General features: G+C 54.5%; 12 protein-coding genes. 7 read left to right on the top strand and 5 right to left on the bottom strand.

Features of this window, described 5'->3' with window-relative positions; all coding sequences use genetic code 11:
* Window positions 1-30: 30 nt before the first annotated feature.
* Window positions 31-1,392, bottom strand: coding sequence for an MFS transporter (locus tag MK110_07340; GenBank protein MCH2211099.1), 1,362 nt, complete (start codon window positions 1,390-1,392; stop codon window positions 31-33).
* An 823-nt stretch (window positions 1,393-2,215) separates the two neighbouring features.
* On the opposite strand from MK110_07340, the gene katG reads away from it, so the two are divergent.
* The 4 genes from katG (at window position 2,216) to MK110_07320 (ending at window position 8,190) form a co-directional block, all read left to right on the top strand.
* Window positions 2,216-4,420: a catalase/peroxidase HPI gene (katG, locus tag MK110_07335; GenBank protein MCH2211098.1), complete on the top strand. Its 2,205-nt coding sequence runs from the start codon at window positions 2,216-2,218 to the stop codon at window positions 4,418-4,420.
* Between the two features lie 334 nt (window positions 4,421-4,754).
* On the top strand, window positions 4,755-5,441 hold the full coding sequence (locus MK110_07330; GenBank protein ID MCH2211097.1) for an FKBP-type peptidyl-prolyl cis-trans isomerase: 687 nt from the start codon (window positions 4,755-4,757) through the stop codon (window positions 5,439-5,441).
* A gap of 469 nt (window positions 5,442-5,910) precedes the next feature.
* Complete coding sequence (locus MK110_07325; protein MCH2211096.1) at window positions 5,911-7,464, top strand: OprO/OprP family phosphate-selective porin; 1,554 nt, start codon at window positions 5,911-5,913, stop codon at window positions 7,462-7,464.
* A gap of 588 nt (window positions 7,465-8,052) precedes the next feature.
* Window positions 8,053-8,190, top strand: a complete 138-nt coding sequence (locus tag MK110_07320) for a hypothetical protein (GenBank protein ID MCH2211095.1) — start codon at window positions 8,053-8,055, stop codon at window positions 8,188-8,190.
* Window positions 8,191-8,472: 282 nt separating this feature from the next.
* Here MK110_07320 and MK110_07315 read toward each other — a convergent pair whose 3' ends face one another.
* Window positions 8,473-8,736: a hypothetical protein gene (locus tag MK110_07315; protein MCH2211094.1), complete on the bottom strand. Its 264-nt coding sequence runs from the start codon at window positions 8,734-8,736 to the stop codon at window positions 8,473-8,475.
* Window positions 8,737-9,126: 390 nt separating this feature from the next.
* On the opposite strand from MK110_07315, the gene MK110_07310 reads away from it, so the two are divergent.
* Window positions 9,127-10,407 carry a PQQ-binding-like beta-propeller repeat protein gene (locus tag MK110_07310; GenBank protein ID MCH2211093.1) on the top strand — a complete coding sequence of 427 codons (1,281 nt, stop codon included), beginning with the start codon at window positions 9,127-9,129 and terminating at the stop codon, window positions 10,405-10,407.
* A 173-nt stretch (window positions 10,408-10,580) separates the two neighbouring features.
* Entirely contained in the window at window positions 10,581-12,533 is a 1,953-nt protein-coding gene (locus MK110_07305; GenBank protein MCH2211092.1) for a hypothetical protein, read from the top strand.
* Window positions 12,534-12,702: 169 nt separating this feature from the next.
* Here MK110_07305 and MK110_07300 read toward each other — a convergent pair whose 3' ends face one another.
* Window positions 12,703-14,076, bottom strand: a complete 1,374-nt coding sequence (locus MK110_07300) for a DUF1501 domain-containing protein (protein ID MCH2211091.1) — start codon at window positions 14,074-14,076, stop codon at window positions 12,703-12,705.
* A gap of 366 nt (window positions 14,077-14,442) precedes the next feature.
* Here MK110_07300 and MK110_07295 point away from each other — a divergent pair, with 366 nt between their 5' ends.
* On the top strand, window positions 14,443-15,705 hold the full coding sequence (locus MK110_07295) for a lactate racemase domain-containing protein (protein MCH2211090.1): 1,263 nt from the start codon (window positions 14,443-14,445) through the stop codon (window positions 15,703-15,705).
* A 260-nt stretch (window positions 15,706-15,965) separates the two neighbouring features.
* Here the strand turns inward: MK110_07295 and MK110_07290 are convergent, their stop codons facing one another.
* Both MK110_07290 and aroE read right to left on the bottom strand, forming a co-directional pair.
* Window positions 15,966-17,837 (bottom strand): sulfatase-like hydrolase/transferase, encoded by a 1,872-nt coding sequence (locus tag MK110_07290; GenBank protein ID MCH2211089.1) that lies wholly within the window; start codon window positions 17,835-17,837, stop codon window positions 15,966-15,968.
* A 79-nt stretch (window positions 17,838-17,916) separates the two neighbouring features.
* Complete coding sequence (gene aroE, locus MK110_07285; protein MCH2211088.1) at window positions 17,917-18,774, bottom strand: shikimate dehydrogenase; 858 nt, start codon at window positions 18,772-18,774, stop codon at window positions 17,917-17,919.
* Window positions 18,775-18,791: the final 17 nt, after the last annotated feature.

Genomic DNA, 18,791 nt, shown 5'->3' with positions numbered 1-18,791 from the left:
GATGAGTCCCCATGAATTGTATTCGCTCAATCAGGATTGTGACCGATCTTGGTTTCTATTCTGTGGCAGTGCAACCGACTGCGGAGGATGGTTCGTGTTTGACATTTCGGGCCGCGCCGTTGATGCCTCGTCGGGGCACATGGAACCGAGAAATTTGGCCGCTGAACCGGTTGAATCCTTCTGCATGAACAGGAACCAGCGGCAAAAAACAGCGATCTGGACGACGATCAGTACTGCAAGCACGATGAAGGACAGCACGTATGGAGCACGATTTCCAATGAACGTGCCGAGGACACCGGCAGCCGCTGTGCCGGCAGCCATTCCGGCTGCCAGTGTCGCTTCATGAATTCCAGCCGCCAGTGTACGGCTCTCCGGGGAGCTTCCGACCGTGCTGTAAAACAAGCCCGAAAAATAGTTGTACCCGGCAAGTTGAGAGTGCAGGGTCAGTCCCACAATCAATGTGACTGCCGAGTCTGCACAGGCAAACATAATCAATCCGATGGCGCCAAGAACCTGTGACACCAGCGAGACACTAAATCGATAGTGCCAAAAACTATTAACGTGCATCAGCAAATAGGTCGCAATCACCACGCCCCGTCCGTAGGCAAGCAGACTTCCGTGACTGTCAGCTGGAATTCCGATGGTTACCACAAGATCGGGCAGCAGATGAAGTACAAGACCGGTGCCAAAGGTGCCTCCCGAATTCGCAATCCAGCCCAATCGCTTGAAGTGTACAGCAACTTTGGTGTTCACGGGATCAGAACCCGCGAATCGGTCGCTCACTTCGGTCGTGTCTTCGTTGCCGGTGACTGAGGTAACTGACGGAGCAGCTACCAGTCGGGACGCGGCAATCGCCAGGCAGACGTTGGCAATCGAGGCACCAAACGCGAGTCCGTACAACCATGCCAGACCCTGGGCAAACAGCCAGCCGGCGGTCAGCTGTCCACACATCATCCCCACATTCCATGCCACACAGTACAGAATCAGGGTCCGACTGACTCCCCGACGATTCGTACGGACATCTTCATTTCGATTGAGCCAGCCGATCAACGTGGGATAGATGAACCCAAGTCCGATTCCCAGCAGACAATACCGCAGCAAAAAACCGGCATGAGTTGTGTCACCGAATGCGCAGGCCATGACACCGAGTGCCACGGTGATGCATCCGGATACGAACACGAATCGGCTGTCAAATCGGCTGGACAGCCAGCCGCTCAGTACGCTGGTTAATCCGGCACTGAAAGAGAATGCGGCACCAAACATTCCCAGGTACCACAGATCTGCCTGTTGCTCCGCCAGTCGGCGGGTCACAGCGAATATGACAACAAACGCGCAAAAATCGGTCAGCAGACAGATCAGATACAGCAGTTGTTTCAGCCGGGAGTTTGGCAAAATTGTTCCTGGATAACTGAATATCGGGGAGCAGAACATAACGAATCTGATCGTAACAACCGAGGCTGTGTCCGGATTCAACGCAACCTTCGAAGCTGATCTATAAACCAAGACTTCATTTGTATTTCTGGAACACAGACAGTGACATGCCAGTCCACGCTCTGGAAATTCCCTGTGCTGGACTGGACTTGTTTATGACTGTCCACGGAACCAGACTGGCCGTTGCGCATTTCGACGGTTGTATTCGACTGATTAATCTGTAGCAGGACTCCGGTCAGTCGAATCGTGTCGGAGATTGCTTAGCGATCCGTTGGGCAGGGTCTGTGAGACTCAACCCGTGGGGCATTCACTGCAGGAATATGCACGTCGATACGCCTGTTTTGAAACCGCAAAGCGGATGTTGCTCAGGTTCGAACGATTGAGTCGCCCCCGTCTGTCTCGCTTTGATCGCTCACGAGGCACCCGGGTTCACTGGTTGCTGTTGCCGACGTGACCGACCAGCAGCATTTCTACGGGGTGCAGTCAAATGGTTGATCGAGTCCAAAATAGGAATATGATCCAATTGTTGGTAGCGAATCAGCTGGTTTCATTCGTAACGAAGGTGTGCAGGTCCCGGTTCAACATTTGACCGCTTCCGATTCGGGTGATCAGATCGATGAGGTGAGACTGACGGGTCAGATGGAACTGATCTACTGGAGTACCTGTTCCGAGTGTCTCGGGGGGGCGCACGGGATTTCCCGGCGACTGAATAGACAAACAAAGCAACACGTAGAAAACCGACCAACCAACTTTCGAGCCAAACCAAACGAAAAGGAGAACACAGATGTCCGATAATGGAAACGCAGGCAAATGTCCGGTGCTTGGCGGAACTCATCAACACACGGCCGTTGGGGCAACGGCGAATCAGCACTGGTGGCCGAATCAGTTGAATCTGAAGATTCTGCACCAGAATTCTCCTCAATGTGATCCTATGGGAGAGACATTCAACTACGCCGAGGAGTTCAGCACGGTCAATCTGGAGGAACTGAAGAAAGACGTCGAAGAGGTCATGACGACATCACAGGCCTGGTGGCCGGCCGATTACGGCCACTATGGACCGCTGTTCATTCGGATGGCGTGGCACAGTGCAGGCACCTACCGCATTCAGGACGGCCGTGGCGGGGCGGGTTCCGGCACACTTCGCTTTGCACCTCTCAACAGCTGGCCTGACAATGTCAGCCTCGACAAGGCCCGCCGGCTGCTTTGGCCCGTCAAACAGAAGTACGGACGGAAGCTCTCCTGGGCCGATCTGCAGATCTTCGCCGGGAACTGTGCCCTGGAATCCATGGGGTTCAAGACGTTCGGTTTTGCCGGCGGACGCGAGGACGTCTGGGAGCCCGAGGAGGATATCTACTGGGGCCAGGAGACCGATTGGCTTGGCGATGAGCGTTACACCGGTGACCGGGAACTCGAGAATCCTCTTGGTGCCGTTCAAATGGGCCTGATCTATGTGAATCCTCAGGGACCAAACGAAAACCCGGATCCGGTCACGGCAGCCAGAGACATCAAAGAGACGTTCCGACGCATGGCGATGAATGACGAAGAGACGGTTGCGCTCATCGCCGGCGGACATACCTTTGGCAAAGCTCACGGTGCCTGTGCAGATGACCATGTCGGTCCGGAGCCTGAAGGTGCCAGTGTTGAGGAACAGGGCTTTGGCTGGAAGAACAGCTTTGGCAGCGGTGTGGGTGCCGATGCCTTCACCAGTGGTTTGGAAGGCGCATGGACCAACGAACCAACAAAATGGGACAACAATTTCTTCGAAAATCTGTTCGCTTATGAGTGGGAGCAGACGAAGAGTCCCGCAGGTGCTACGCAATGGACGCCCACCGATGCGTCCGCAGTGGCTACCGTGCCCGATGCTCACGATTCTTCGAAGAAGCACGCCCCGATGATGTTCACGACTGACCTTTCACTGCGGATGGACCCAGCCTACGAGAAGATTTCAAGACGCTTCCACGAAAACCCGGACGACTTCGCGGACGCCTTCGCCAGAGCCTGGTACAAGCTGACCCATCGTGACATGGGACCTCATTCGCGATGCCACGGGGCGTTAGTACCGGAGCCTCAGTTATGGCAGGATCCTGTCCCGGCCGTTGACCACGAATTGATCGACGAACAGGACATTGCTGACCTCAAGGCCAGGATCTTGGCATCTGGTGTTTCTATTTCTCACCTGGTACTGATCGCCTGGACGTCGGCCGCAACATTTCGTGGTACCGATAAACGCGGAGGGGCGAACGGGGCACGTGTTCGTCTCGCGCCACAAAAAGACTGGGATGTCAACAACTCACCCAGGCTGCCGGAAGTACTGCAGGCGCTGGAGCAGATTCAGACGGACTTCAACAGCTCACAGTCCGACGGAAAGAGGGTCTCACTCGCTGACCTCATCGTTCTGGGCGGGTGTGCGGCTGTTGAGCAGGCTGCGAAGAACGCCGGTTACGACGCGACTGTTGGTTTCACACCCGGCCGAACCGATGCGTCACAGGATCAGACCGATGTGGAGTCTTTCGCTGTACTGGAACCGACTGCCGACGGGTTCCGCAATTATGTCAAAGGCGAACCGACGAGACCGGTCGAAGAACTGCTGGTGGATCGGGCCCACATGCTGACGCTGACTGCTCCTGAAATGACGGTGCTCGTCGGTGGTATGCGCGTCCTGAAGGCAAATGTGGGACACACGGATCTTGGTGTCTTCACCGATCGACCGGAAACGCTGACCAACGACTTCTTTGTGAATCTACTGGACATGAACACTGAGTGGCAGAAGTCCTCCCGGTGCGAGCACGTTTACGAAGGGCGCGATCGGGCAAGCGGGGAGACCCGATACATCGGTACGGCTGTTGACCTTGTTTTTGGTTCGAACTCCCAGCTTCGAGCCATCGCGGAAGTTTATGCCTGTGAAGACTCACAGCAGTCGTTCGTGCATGATTTCGTGGCTGCCTGGAGCAAGGTCATGGAACTCGATCGTTTCGAATGTTCTGTCTGACCTGGGTGGACAGAACCGGCTTTAATGTAGACAGGTCGTGCGTTGTGCCAGGGAGGAGTGTTCGAACATTTCGTCAACCTGCCTGCGTTTGAGGAAAGCCCGAGCATGGCGGGAAAGGCCTGTGATCCATGCCCGGTGAAGTCTGGTTCCGGTTTGGAGGATAGTGCTGTCGCTTCTGAAAAATTCCAGGTGCGTCGCTATGTCTTGCTGGTTTAGGCGGTTTGCCTGGTGTCGTAAGTTCATCTCCTGTGGGGTTGCCGGTTTCAGAATTGGTCGTATTTTAGCTCCGGGTGAAGTATTCTCTGATTTTGAAATATCTCTGAAAGGAACATCGATGAAATGGACCGCCGGCCTGATTGCCCTGGCCTTGTTTGGGTTGTGGTTGAGTTCGGACAGTTTTGCCCAAAAAGAGAGCCAAAACGCCGGAGCTCTCGAGACTCTCCCTGAGAAAGTCAGCTACTCCCTCGGTTACCAGATTGGACAGAATTTTGGCAACGATCTGCAGGTCGGTCTCCTCGTCAAAGGATTCCAGGATGCTCAGGCCAATGCTGAATCTCTGCTCACCCCGCAGATAATGCAGCAGAGTTTGCAGGACTACCAAAAACAACGTCAAGCTCGTGAAGGCGAAGACAATAAAGCTGCCGGAGTCGCTTTTCTGAAGGCAAATAAGGAAAAGGAGGGCGTGGTCAGCCTGCCCAGCGGCCTTCAGTACAAGGTCATGACGAAAGGCAGCGGGCCCAGTCCGGCCGCGACTGACACGGTCACAGTGCATTACCACGGGACCCTCATCGACGGACGAGTGTTTGATAGTTCTGTCGATCGAGGACAACCCGCGACCTTTCCTTTGAACCGGGTCATTCGCGGCTGGACCGAAGGACTCCAGTTGATGAAGGTTGGTGGGAAGTGGACTTTCTACATACCGTCCGAGATGGCCTATGGTCCGCAGCGCCGCAGCGCCGTCATTGGCGCCAATTCCACTCTCATCTTTGAAGTGGAGTTGCTCTCCATCGACGGTAAATAGGACTAAATCCCCTCGCTGAAGTTTGAAGAGTCAACTGCGACCAGGTGTACTCATGCGCCTTGTCCCGGAACGAAGGGGCCTCGCATTCAAACAGACCTTTCTCAATTGGTTTGTTTTTGAAGTTGACTGTCGGAGGAAAGAGGGACGTGACTTTCCGCGATAAGAGTGCCGATCGGATCACGTAGATCCAATACTTGATTTCTATGGTGACCCACAGTTCCACCAGGAAACGGTACGGCAGATATTGCCGCAACGGGTGCTTTCAGCAAGCTATTCTGTGTCTGTGTCTGTGTGGGATTTGGATCGGTATGTCTTAATGTGTTTTGTGTTAATTTTATATTTGCGGGGACCGTCTTTGTATTGATGCACTAACGATTGTTCCGATCACAACAATTGTAACGGGGAGAAATTCGCTGTGAATTTGCCCTTTGATTACCTTGTGTGACACACTGTGTGCGGAGCATTCGACGTGGTGTTGTTTCGAATTACAGGTTTGATCTGTTTGGCAGTACTGGCCTTAATGGGAGGTCCGGCAGCGTTTGCGCTGGATGAACCGGAGCAAAGACTGATTCAGCGTCTGGAAGCGGCAGAAGCTCGCATTAAGGAGCTGGAAAAACAGCTGCCGATTCAGGAAAAATCCTCTGATACCAGCTCAGAACCGTTCACTTCAGCGTCGTGGGCCCCGAAGCCTGGCACTTATGTGAAAGATCCCAGCAGTGACTGGCTGGAAAAATGGGAAGAACAACAGGAAGCCAACGATGAACTCACGGCCTCCATTAAGAAATCAGTCCAGTCCGGCACCTCGGCCACCAAATCCATGAAAGTCGTCGGCCGTATTCATGCTGACTATTGGGGAATACCCGACTCGAGTCCGGGCATCAACGTGATTGAAACCGGGGACCCCAACAACACACCTCAGGACCGCGCCGGATTCCGCCGGATGCGGTTCGGTGTCAGGGGTGATGTCAGTCCTAACATGGGCTACCGGATCGAAATGGAATTCGCCGGAGGCAACGACTCTGAATTTCGTGATGCTTTTATTTCTGTGAAAGACGCATCGTGGCTGCAAACCGTCATCGTCGGAAATCACAAACGCCCCTATGGTCTTGACCACCTTAACAGCAGTCGACACAACGTGTTTCTGGAACGTCCATTTGTGATTGAGTCGTTCAATCAGGATTGCCGACGTCTGGGAGTTTCGTCCAACGCTGTTTCAGAGGATCAAGCCTGGAACTGGCGCTACGGTGTCTGGAACCAGCGTCTGATTCAGGACGAAGGAAACTACATCAGCGACCATCTGCAGGGCGAAATCGCAGGACGACTGGCGAATACCTATTGGTACGACGAATCTTCCGGAGGCCGTGGTTACGCTCACTGGGCCGTGTCCACAACATTCGCCCATCCGGACGGATCAACGGGGGGCGATCCCACTGACTTTGGGGAAACGGAGTCCCAGAATGAAGCACGTTTTCGTCATCGTCCGGAAGCGAGAACGGATCAGCGATGGCTGGATACAGGCCGCATCGCCGGGGCCGACTGGTATGAAATGATCGGTCTGGAAAAAGTCATTAACATCGGTTCCCTGCAGATTGTCGGGGAGTACCAAAATATGTTTATGCAGCGAGATACTGGCTTCAGTGATCTGCATCTGCACGGCGGTTATGTGTATGCATCATACTTTCTGACCGGTGAACATATGCCATGGAATCGCAAGAACGGCACGCTGAACCGAGTCAAGCCTTTTGAAAACTTCTTCCTCGTTGACCGCTGCGACGGTGGAAGCGGTACCGGCTGGGGAGCCTGGCAGGTGGCGGCACGCTATTCCTATGCGGACTTCAACGATCAAAACATCTTCGGCGGCGTTGGAGAAAGTCTCACTCTTGGTCTGAACTGGCTGTGGAATGCCAATACCCGCATACAGTTCAACTACATCAACGGAACGATCAATGACCGTGCTGTGGGTGGACAGTTGACGGGTGGTGACTACGACATCTTCGGCACCCGATTCATGATCGACTTCTAAGTTGTCTGAGTATTCCCTGTGGTCATGAGTTCCCTGGGGGGGGAGCCGGTTTTCTGTATCCGATGTCGCCAATACGGTTTCTTTCCGGGGGACGGTGCTGCATTGGTACCGGTTTGTGCCGGACGCGTACGGCTCTCAAACCACTCGTTCTCAAATCAACATCCCGTCTTCCAAAAGAAACATAATATGAACGTTTTACAATGCTTTGTCGTGTTGGCATTCGTCCTGACTCTGGGAACGCGGTCCGGCCAGGCTGACGTTGGTACCTGCAAACCGGACGGATGTGGTGACACGTGCATCAGCAGTTGTCAGCCAACGAATCTCAGCTGTCAAAACACGGTCAAAATCAAAAAAGTCAAGAAACATTGTTACAACGTTGAATGCAGTTACATCTGTATTCCGCCGGTCCGGCTGCCGCCATGTCCTTTTCCGTTCTTTCGGAGTAGTAACAACTCCGGAAGAGACGGCACGTGCAATGAATGTGGAGTCGAGGGCTGCCAGGACAGTCCACGCTGCCATGCCGAATCCGGAATTCTGGGGAGCCTCTTTTCAAAATTGACGGGATGTCGTATTCGCCAGGTTCGTAAAATGAAGAAACAGGAATACGAAGTCGAAGAGTGTGTGTGGGAATGGTCGGTTGCCTGCACGCAGGATTCCGGCGGTGGCAAAGGTTGTGGTGAACAGTGTTGCGCTCCTGCGTCCGGCTGTGTTCCGTGCGCTCCTTAGAGCAGGAAAGAGAAATTCGACCAGAGTGCGGTTCCTGACGAGACCTGTCCGGCTGGTCGTGCTGTCAGGAGCATCTCCGGTACGGATGACCAATTCACCTTCCGCCGTTTTCCGTACGTTGACTTCGACGGTGGAGACTCCTGAATTCATTTCCAGACCAACGGCTGCCAGTGTGTTGGCAGAACGTCATGCCTTCGCGCTCTGTTGGGCAATGGTCGGTATGCCCCGTCGGGCTGCCGTGGGAAGATCGGAGACAGGCGGCGTGCATGCTTCGTTCTGCCACTACCATACGTCCCGGCTCATATGCTCGGCAGCTGCAATAATGTTCGGACGATTGTTGTCGTTGAGATCCGCAATGAGCATGTTGTTAGCGCGTCGCCAGTTGTTTTTGAGCAGGTGCCGCTGGCGGTTTGGAATCCAGGCGATGTAGTGGGACTCATTGTTCCCGAGCTTCGACATCCCCACGGCCGACACGCCGTTGGAATTGCCATAATCATCCATGTCAGCGTGATCTTCGTGCCGTGGAGGCGGAACGCCAACAAACATGTGATTGTTCTATTCCACGTCACCTGACGGCCCGTCGAAGCATTTATGTCACATGGCCTGTCCGTGTCCCGGGGCGGAACCGAAAAGATCAGGATCGCCGTCTCTGTCGTGATCGGCCGCAGCAATCCCATGGGATACGCGCAGCCCGATGCAATAAGGTGCTTGAAAAAGTGAACTGATTTGCGTGTGCTGTCGCCCAGGTTCGGTCTTTGCATGCTTCGCAGTCTGGGACTGCGCGGGGCTTGACGCTGTGCGCCGTGCAATTTGCAGTTTTCCACCCGGCGGAATCAGGCAAACCGGAATCCACACTTGAAATTCGGGTGAGGTTCCGATCTGCTGCGAGTCTGTGCTGTTGTGTTTCTCCATTCTCTGTTTGCCGGACTTTCATCTGTGGTCGTTACTTTTTTTAAACGAATCATTTCAGTCTGTGTCCTGGGAATCCTGTTTTCCGGAAGTGTGTCAGCGGAATGGCCGCAGTTTCGCGGTCCGGACGGCCAGGGACACTCCGATCAGAAAGGGACACCTGTTCACTGGAGCGAACAGGAGAACGTGGCCTGGAAAACTGCAGTCCCTGGTGAAGGATGGTCGTCGCCCGTGATTGCCGGAAACCAGGTGTGGATGACCAGCGCCAGAAACGAAGGTAAATCTCTCCACGCCCTCTGTATTGATTCAACTTCCGGACAGCTCCTGCATGACCTCGAAGTATTAACGACTTCGGAGCCTGGTCGGCGGCACGAAACGAACGGATTCGCCTCCCCGACACCGGTGCTTGACGGTGCGCATGTCTACGTCCATTTCGGGCCTCGTGGAACTGTCTGTCTTGATACTGAGGGCAACATTATCTGGACAAATACCGAATTCGAATACAACGCGTTCCAGGGAGCAGGAAGCTCTCCGATTCTTCACGAGGATCTGCTGATCCTGACCTGCGACGGAATCGACAACCAGTTTCTGGTGGCGCTCGACAAACAGACAGGAGAAACCCGGTGGCTTCAACATCGATCGCATCTTGAGGCGGCTGCAGAGAGAGATGCCAGTCGTCCGGAAGGATCACGAATTTCAAAGATGGCGTACTCGACTCCGCTGGTGCAGACCGTTGACGGTCTCCCCCAGCTGGTGAGCAACGGAGCCGATCACGTGGCGGCGTATGATCTGAAGACCGGCCGGGAACTCTGGTGGATGCCGTACACGGGTTTCTCGATCGTCTGTCGACCGTCGTATGGACATGGTCTGTTTTATGTGGTGGGTTCTGTCGCGCAGGACCATTTTTGTGTTTACGCTTTTCGTCCCGGCTCTGGTCGGATTCCTGAAGACGAGGTCGTGTGGCAGCGATCGAAAGGGATCGCCCATGTTCCGTCTCCGCTGCTGGTCGACCAGGAACTGTACGTCATTGACACAAGTGGAGTGGCGACCTGCGTTGATGCGCTTACCGGTGAGGAGTACTGGCGTGAACGACTTGGAGGCAACCACGATGCTTCGCCAGTCGAAGTCGCCGGTCGGATCTATTTCTGCGGTCGTGACGGCAGGACAACTGTTTTGACCGCGGGAAGAGAACACGAGATTCTGGCGACCAACCAGCTTAGCGGCACGTTCAAAGCCTCACCCGCGGTGGCTGATGGTGCTCTGTTTCTGAGAAGTGATACTCATCTCTATCGCATCGAGGAAGAATGACGTTTTGCCAGGTGTACGGACCAGACGCTCACCGTCGTAACACGTTCTGCTCAGAACAGCGCAGTGACTAAAGGAAGCCGAGGACGGTGAACTGAGTTGAAGTTTCCGTTGTTCGGCGGATTTGTGTTTCTTTGAGTCACCGGCAGCCTGTTGAGTAAAAAAGGGTAACGAAAATGAAATCTGTCATATTTCCAAGCGTGCTGTGGCTGTTGGCTGTTGGTTCCACGTTGTTAGGTATGAATGCGGAAGCTCAGGATTCCATACGCATCGCGACTCCGATGTCTCCGCCAGAGTGGGCGTTGCTGGAGCGTGAACTGCTGGAGACCGCAGGCGCAGCCGTCAGTGATTTTTATGATCACTTCTTCGATGAAAGAGGCTACCTGCTGCATGTTGCAAGGTGGGGGGCCCTTGATGGAACCGACGACGCCATCGAGAATTTCAAAAACTGGACCATCCTGCATGCCCTTGGTGCGTCTGACAATGTGCTGCAACTTTATAAGCAGGGACTTGAGGGAACCTACCGACAGTATTCGCAGGTCACCACGAGTTCCACCGATGTCGCTTCTGAAGGAGCTTACTACAAAGAGTTCATGCCGATGTCTGACTTCATGCATCAGGCGGAAGGCTATCAGGGCCTGATTCACCAGGGACTCTCGGAGCCTGATCACAAACTGATGCAAACCAGGTTTCGACGGTTTGCCGGATTTTATCTCAATGAAGACCCTGATGCCCTCAACTATGACCGGCAGCAGCGGATGATTCGAAGTTTCTGGACCGGCAGCAGGGGACCCATGCTCAGGGAAGGTACCGCTTATGACTGGGGCGGCGATTTAACCCGGGGCAAATTTCATTTGCTGCATCACAACGGCGGCAGAACCACGATGATGGATTACGCTGAGGAATACTCCGGTATCATTCATCATTTCTATTATTTTCCGCAAAGCACCGCCGGCGATCACCCGTTAAACCTGTGCGCCACACAACTGGCACTCAATGCATTCATGCTGGAGCATGAATCGAAGTATCGTGACTGGCTGTTGGAATATGCAGATGCCTGGAAGGAACGCGCTGATGCCACGGGAGGAAATTTTCCGTCGAATGTGGGATCAGACGGAAAAATTGGTACAGGAGTCGCCGACAAATGGTATCTGGACAAACAGGCAGAAACTCAGAAGTGGTACATGGGTACTTACGGGTGGAACTTCTCCTATTACCACTGGACCAAAAGACACGAGCATGAAAGCCATGTCTTTTGGGGCGTCTGGCCCGGGATGGGTAACGCTTATTTGCTGACAGGAGACTCAGGCTACATCGACGCGCTGCGGACTCAGCTGGACAACCTGTATGAGCACAAAAAGATCATTGATGGTGTCGAGATGATTCCATCCAATTACGGTATCCACATTGGTAGAGACGAACCCCGGAAATACGACGTGTTTGATGTCGTTGACGAAAAGCTCGATGTGCCGGACGGTCAGGGCGTGGAAGGATGGTACAACTGGACATCAAATCTCTACATTTCAGAACTCATCGATATCTATCTCTGGTCGATGGACCGGAAAGACTTGAACAGATTGCGCGGAAACGGATGGATTGATTTTCTGGAGGGTGCCAATCCTGATTACCCCGAGGAGTCGCTCCGCAGTCAGCTTGAAGTCATCAGAAGCAGGATGGCAAACATGCGGGATGAACCCACCACCCCGGACACACGTCTGGCGGACTGGTCTCTGAAATACAATCCGGCCGACGTCAATGAACTGGTCAGGCTGATGCTGGGCGGAAATCTAACAGGCAGGGTCTGGACTCTGCATACCCGAGTCAGATACTTTGATCCCGAAAATCACCGAGCAGGACTGCCGCCGGATGTTGCGTCTCTGGTGACGCGCATGGATCAGAGACATACCAGGGTTACTTTGGTGAATGTTAACCAGCTTCATTCAAGAGATGTTGTCATCCAGACAGGGGCGTACGGTGAACATGAGTGTCTTTGGGTTAAGACCGGTGACAAAAAATACCCGGTCAATCGTCGACATTTTTCAGTCCGGCTGGAACCCGGCGCCGGGGCAGAACTGATCATAGCCGTGCAGCGATATGCCAATCAGCCAACACTATCACATCCATGGTGATTCTGAAGAACGGATTTTTCAGCAGCACCATTCGCGTGAAACGTGGTACCAGTGTGGCGCCACTGCGGAATGACCACACAAAAGGAAGCGGAAACTGCGACCGTTCCGGTTTCGACAAAACATGCAGTTTACCGGGCAACCAACAACCGATCGTACTGATTTCGCTTAATTAGAGCAGTTCCGGGACTGGCGTGCCGTGAGGCAGAACCGGAAACGGGCGATCAAGTTCGTCGTGAATCACTTCGTCGCACGGAACGCCCAGCTGGTGATAGATCGTTGCCAGTACATCGTTGAGATGCACCGGGCGGTTCAGGGGCAAGTCACCATCGCGTGTACTGTTGCCAACGACCACGCCGGACTTGAGTCCACCTCCGGCAAGCATCACCGAGAACACCTTCTCCCAATGATCGCGTCCCGCGTCTTTATTGATCCGCGGAGTACGACCGAATTCACCGAACATCGCAACCAGCGTGGTGTCCAGCAGGCCACGTACCTCAAGGTCGTCCAGCAGTGTGCTCACCGCCAGATCCATGGGCGGGAGCAGAACGTCCTTCATGAGTCCGAAATTGTCTTTGTGAGTGTCCCAGTCCTGTCCCTTCACCTGGTTGAGCGTGAAGTTCATCAGCGTCATGGGGACTCCCGCTTCAGCCAGTCTGCGGGCCAGTACGGTTTGCTGACCCCACAGATGATGGCCATACTGTTCTCGCACCCGTTGTGGTTCGGCGGACAAATTGAAAGCCTGAGCCGCCGCTCCACCGGAAAGAATCTCGTAGGCCTGACGATGATAAGGCCCCAGTCCCTCGAGTTCGAGTGGGGAGAAATCGCTCCGCTGCATACCATCCAGTAACGTGAGTCGATCGCGAATCCGGCGGCTGTTTAATTTGCTGCTGAGTTGCAGGTCAGACGGACCGGTGAACGGCTGATCTGCGCGAACCGGAGGCATGCCGGAATCGACGGGCTCGTAGTTAACTCCCAGCATGCCCGCTCCTGCATAGTGGACCCGAGCTCCCAGCTGCCCGGCGTGCGGGACCGTCACGTAACCGGGCAGGCCCGGGCGTTCGTCCCTGCGACCGCGTGCGACAACAGCACCGACTGCGGGATGCAGTTTGTTCCGGACCAGTTCACCGGCCAGAATTCTGGGGGAACCTGGAGGTTGCCATCCGGTCAGTGAACTGTGAATTGCATGCTCATGAGAAGGCGAATCAACAAATGTACTGCGAATCACATTGAATTGGTGAGCACGCGCTGCCAGTCGTGGCATATGTTCGCAAAACCGAATCCCCGGCAGACTTGTTGCAATTGACTGGAACTCACCGCGATACTCGGTTGAGGCATTGGGTTTGGGGTCGAAGCTCTCGTAGTGTGACAGTCCACCCTGCAGATAAATGATGATTGCCTGACGAGCAGGAGCCGACGCTCCACTGCTGGACCGCGCTGTCAGCAGAGACGGCCAGATGCCGGACGCCACTGCCGCTCCACCACTCTGCAGCCATCGACGCCGTGTGAACCCAGCTAACGATGCTCGACCCGTCTGTCCAGCCATGATTCATCCCTTCGGCTTCGCCGATATCTAACTGCGTACTGTCTCAATTAAAGCAGCTGGTCCCGGTTCCCGCAAGCTGTTTAAGGCTCGCTGCAGGTGTCCAGGGAATTCCTTGTCGTATTCTCTACGGTTATACCACGTATTATCACGCCGAGCGTAACAATCATCAAGGACGTTTCAGGCAGGAGATGCAAAGGCAGATCCTGTTTGGACGGTGGCTGGCAAAGTGACGTGCAGGCAACGTCTCAGTGACAGCCTGAACTGTTATGATCATTATTGAGCGGGCAGCTCTTGAAATCACAGGCTTCTCGTCAGGTATAGACTTCGTCGTGTCGTGATACGGTCATCGGTAAGGAAAATCAGTTGATGCCTGCTTATCCGCAGATATTTCGGATTCGTCAGAAGTTTAATGATCCGCAGCTGGAGGACATTGCCGGATCGGTGGAGAACGAGTTGATGAATCTCCAGCTGACCAATGTTGTCTCGGCCGGTCAGTCGGTGGCAATCTCGGCCGGGAGTCGCGGCATCACCAACATCGATTCGATTACCAGGGCCGTTGTGGATCATGTCAGGCGACTGGGAGCACAACCGTTTATCGTTCCGGCGATGGGAAGCCACGGGGGAGGCACGGCAGAAGGACAGCGACGAATCCTTGAATCGTACGGTGTGACCGAAGAGTTTTGCGGGTGCCCGATCCGGTCCAGCATGGAGACCCGAATCGTGTGCCATGCGGCCGAGGGTTTTCCTGTGCATTTCGATGCGACGGCGTTCGCTGCAGATCATGTCATTGTCTGCAATCGAGTGAAGCCGCACACCTCATTTGTGGGGGACATCGAAAGTGGTCTGATGAAGATGATGTTGATCGGGCTGGGCAAGCATGCGGGCGCCAAAGTCTACCATCGAGCCATCCGCGATTTTTCATTCGGACAGATTGTACGCAGTGTTGCCAGAGAAGTGGTCGCTCGCTGTTCAATCGTGGCTGGCCTGGGGATTGTTGAGAACAGCTACGGTGAAACAAGCCGAATCAGGGCGATCGCTCCTGATGAGCTGGAATTACGGGAAAAGGAGCTGCTGCTGCTGGCCAAACAGTGGATGCCTCGACTGCCGTTTGATGCTGCTGACATCCTGTTGGTTGATGAGATTGGCAAGAACATCAGTGGTTCCGGACTGGACGTGAATGTGGTCGGTCGCAAGGATCGTTGTCACCAGGCCTCCCCTGATATCAATCCCCGAATTAAGATGATCGCCATCCGGGATTTATCAGTGCAGACTCACGGCAGCGCCGTAGGGATTGGGTTGTCAGAGTTCTGTCGGTCACGTGCTATTGAAAAAATGAACATCGAGATGACACGGATCAATGTGCAGACCGGCGGATACCCGGCAGAAGCCATGCTGCCTCTGGATTATCCGACCGATCGGGAAATGATTGATGTGATGCTGCCGCAGATTGGACTTGCTGACCCGCCGGACGCCAAGTTGCTCTGGATAAAAAACACGAAGAGCATTGCGGAGCTGGAATGTGGTACCGCGTACTGGAGGCAGGCCCAGGAACGAAATGACCTCGAAGTGATCAGTGAGCTGCGGGATCTGCCATTTGACGAAGACGGAAATTTGCCCGATCGGCTTTGAACCGGAGACGTGAAAGACGACAGCGCACTGAGACGGGAGAAAATATGCGACCGGAACTGTCAGGGTTCGGCGGAAATGAACGTCCAGGTCCAAGGCAGCATCTTCCGTGTCCCGTCGGGCCGGACTCTGAAACCGGCAACAAGAAAACGTTGGCAATCAACAACCGGTGACATCAGTCCTGCCGGTTCAATTCTGCAGATCGACTGGTCTGTGACAGGCCATCGTACCGGCATTCAGTAGGGGGGTGTCCTTATCCCAATTCAGGGGCGCCGGGGCTTCTGCAGGTCTGACAGTGTCTTTGTGAGTAGATTTTTCACATAGGCCCCCATGCGTGGTGGCACCTCACCATTTTTCGGCATTTGTGAAAGTTCCTGCAGTACAGACGCCGCACGTTCGTCAATAGCATCGAAAGCATTCAGAGCCAGCAGGGACGTGTAGATGTCATTTTGGTCAATAGGTGCTGCTGACAGCAAAACCGGAATCGCCAGTTTCAGATCTTCTGCATTTCCCCACTGAGCCAGTGCCTGAGCTGCCGTAATGCGTGCCGGCGCGGCCTGGTCCTGCAGAGTCATACGAAGAACAGCACGTCCGGCGTCGACACCAATCTGTTCCCGCATCAGCAGACCCATCGCGGCCCAGTAACGGACTGCACTGTCTTCCGCTGACAGGGCTGTGATCAGATCCCCCGTATATTTTGGATCAAGAGATGATGCACGCTCTGCGATATCCATCAGTCGTTCAGGGTCATAGTCTGCAGAATGACCATATTCATAGGGGCTTGATGCCGCACCACGGGCATGAATGGCACCTTCCGGAAGGAAACCCAGATCACGAATCTTCACTGCCAGTTCGCGCTGGGCTCCGGCAAGACGTTTCCTGATTTCCTGGTGCTCTTCTGAAGATGCCAGATTCACAACCTCATCCGGATCACATGCCAGATCATACAGCTCTTCCACCGGCTTCGTCTGCCAGAACCGAGACTGCGCCGCATTCAGTCGACCGGCGTCATACAGTTCCTTCCAGATCCGCGTCGTGGGAGTTTGAAACATGTACCGAATGTACTGTCCGTACACTTTGTGGGGCATATAATTCCGTATGTAGACGTAACGCTGATCACGCACCGCTCGGACCATGTCATGTCGCTCATCCATACGGCCGCGATAGCCGTAAACATAGGGCTGCGGTCCGGAATCATATTTCCCGGCAAACGCATATCCCTGCATCCAGTTCGGCGGCTTCTTTCCGATCAGGCTCAGTAGTGTCGGTGCAAAATCGACAAAGCTGGTCAGTCGACCGGATACCCCGCCGGTTTTGTATTCGTCGGGACGAAGATGTTTGAATTTTTTCGGGATGTGTACAATCAGCGGCACATGCTCACCGGAATTGTAAGGCCAGCGTTTGCTTCGCGGCATTCCTGACCCATGGTCTCCGTAGTAGAACACGATCGTTTCGTCAGCCAGGCCTGCTGCTTCCAGTTCCTTAAGATTTTCGCCGACTCCGGCATCCATCATCGTGAGGCGATCGTAATACTGAGCCCAGTCTTTTCGAACTTCCGGAGTATCCGGATGATACGCGCGGACTCGAACTTCGGCCGGATCGTGGATTCGGTCGGCAGACGTAATCGGGTTCCGTATCTGGCTTTCATGACTGATCGTATGGTTGAAGATGGCAAAAAACGGCTGGTTTTCTGCGCGGTTTTTCCAGTGAGCCTTCTTTGAGGATTCGTCCCACACCCTATTCGTTGCGATCAGGTTGTAATCGGTCTTGCTGTTGTTCGTGCAGTAGTAACCGGCCTCACGCAGAATCTCCGGATACATTTTCATAAATGAGGGCATGGGCACATTACTCCGCATGTGCTGAGCGCCGGTTGCGGGTGGATATACACCTGTGATAATCCCCGTTCGGGCCGGCGCACACACGGGAGCATTCGACCAGCATGTGCGATACCTCAGGCTACGTTCAGCAAACGCGTCCAGGTTCGGCGTCGTTGCGTATCGATCACCGTAGCAACCCAGTTCCGGACCGTTGTCCTCACTGGTAATCCAGAGAATGTTGGGAAGAGGTTCTGCGGCGGAAACCAGTGCCGGGTAAACGGCACATACGAGGAATAACGTGGACAGACAAAAGGCCATCTGTTTACTCCTGGATCTGGAGTCGCAGTTGAGGCATCTCAGGGGAAACGCAGAGTTCACGCCCCGGGCAGCCATTAGTTCAGTTACCAAAGACGTCTTCCAGTGCCGTCCGCATGACACCCGGATCCGGACTGATCCCCGACCAGTATTCAACGCCGATGACACCCTGATTCACCAGCATTCCCAGTCCGTCGATGACTTTGCAGCCAGTGGCCCGGGCATCGCGGACAAAACGGGTTTCCGGAGGGTTCGGAATGACATCGGCAGCGACCATGCCGGCCTTCAGACCTGACACATCAACAGCAATCCGGGCATCGACATCAGGAAACAGTCCAATCGATGTCGCATTGATCACCATGTCGGTTCCGTCCGGTATGGAGTAGTCGCCATCCCATTTGACAAACTGAGCCTCCACCTTGACTTTGTCCCGCAGCAATTCGACCAGTTCCGTACCCCGGCCCTCTGAACGGTTGACGATCGTAATCGAAGTGGCACCGGCCAGGGCAACTTCAACGCTGATGGCTCGCGCGGCCCCGCCTGCCCCCAAAATGACGACTTTGCTGTCCGCCGGATCCGTGAGAGTGCGCAGCGATTCAACAAAACCTTTGCCGTCTGTGTTTTCTCCCACGAGCCGGTCATCCCGACGCACCACACAGTTGACGGCTCCCATCACAGATGCGGATTCGCCCAGGCCGTCAAGGTGCTCGATCACCGCCACCTTATGAGGAATTGTGCAGTTGAATCCGACAAATCCCATTGCACGGGCGCCGGCCACTGCGGCCGCCAGGCCGTCAGGGGCAACTTCGATCGTCAGATAGCGCCAGTCGAGATGGTGATAACGGTAGGCCGCCTCGATCATGGCCTGTGTGGGATTCTCTGCAACCGGCTGGCCAAAGCAGCCCGTGAGTTCCTGTTTGAAATTCAGCACGTTTGCCACAATCAATTCTCCTGATC

It is taken from the genome of Fuerstiella sp. (assembly GCA_022447225.1).
Lineage (GTDB): Bacteria > Planctomycetota > Planctomycetia > Planctomycetales > Planctomycetaceae > S139-18.
Note: the sequence above shows the minus strand (reverse complement) of the source record. Positions and strands in the feature narration are given on the sequence as shown.

Excerpts from the sequence above, each read along its gene's own strand:
- MK110_07330 (MCH2211097.1), top strand. The coding sequence starts at position 4,755 with ATGAAATGGACCGCCGGCCTGATTGCCCTGGCCTTGTTTGGGTTGTGG.
- MK110_07315 (MCH2211094.1), bottom strand. The coding sequence starts at position 8,736 with ATGTTTGTTGGCGTTCCGCCTCCACGGCACGAAGATCACGCTGACATG.
- MK110_07295 (MCH2211090.1), top strand. The coding sequence starts at position 14,443 with ATGCCTGCTTATCCGCAGATATTTCGGATTCGTCAGAAGTTTAATGAT.
- MK110_07300 (MCH2211091.1), bottom strand. The coding sequence starts at position 14,076 with ATGGCTGGACAGACGGGTCGAGCATCGTTAGCTGGGTTCACACGGCGT.
- MK110_07290 (MCH2211089.1), bottom strand. The coding sequence starts at position 17,837 with ATGGCCTTTTGTCTGTCCACGTTATTCCTCGTATGTGCCGTTTACCCG.
- katG (MCH2211098.1), top strand. The coding sequence starts at position 2,216 with ATGTCCGATAATGGAAACGCAGGCAAATGTCCGGTGCTTGGCGGAACT.
- MK110_07305 (MCH2211092.1), top strand. The coding sequence starts at position 10,581 with ATGAAATCTGTCATATTTCCAAGCGTGCTGTGGCTGTTGGCTGTTGGT.
- MK110_07320 (MCH2211095.1), top strand. The coding sequence starts at position 8,053 with ATGAAGAAACAGGAATACGAAGTCGAAGAGTGTGTGTGGGAATGGTCG.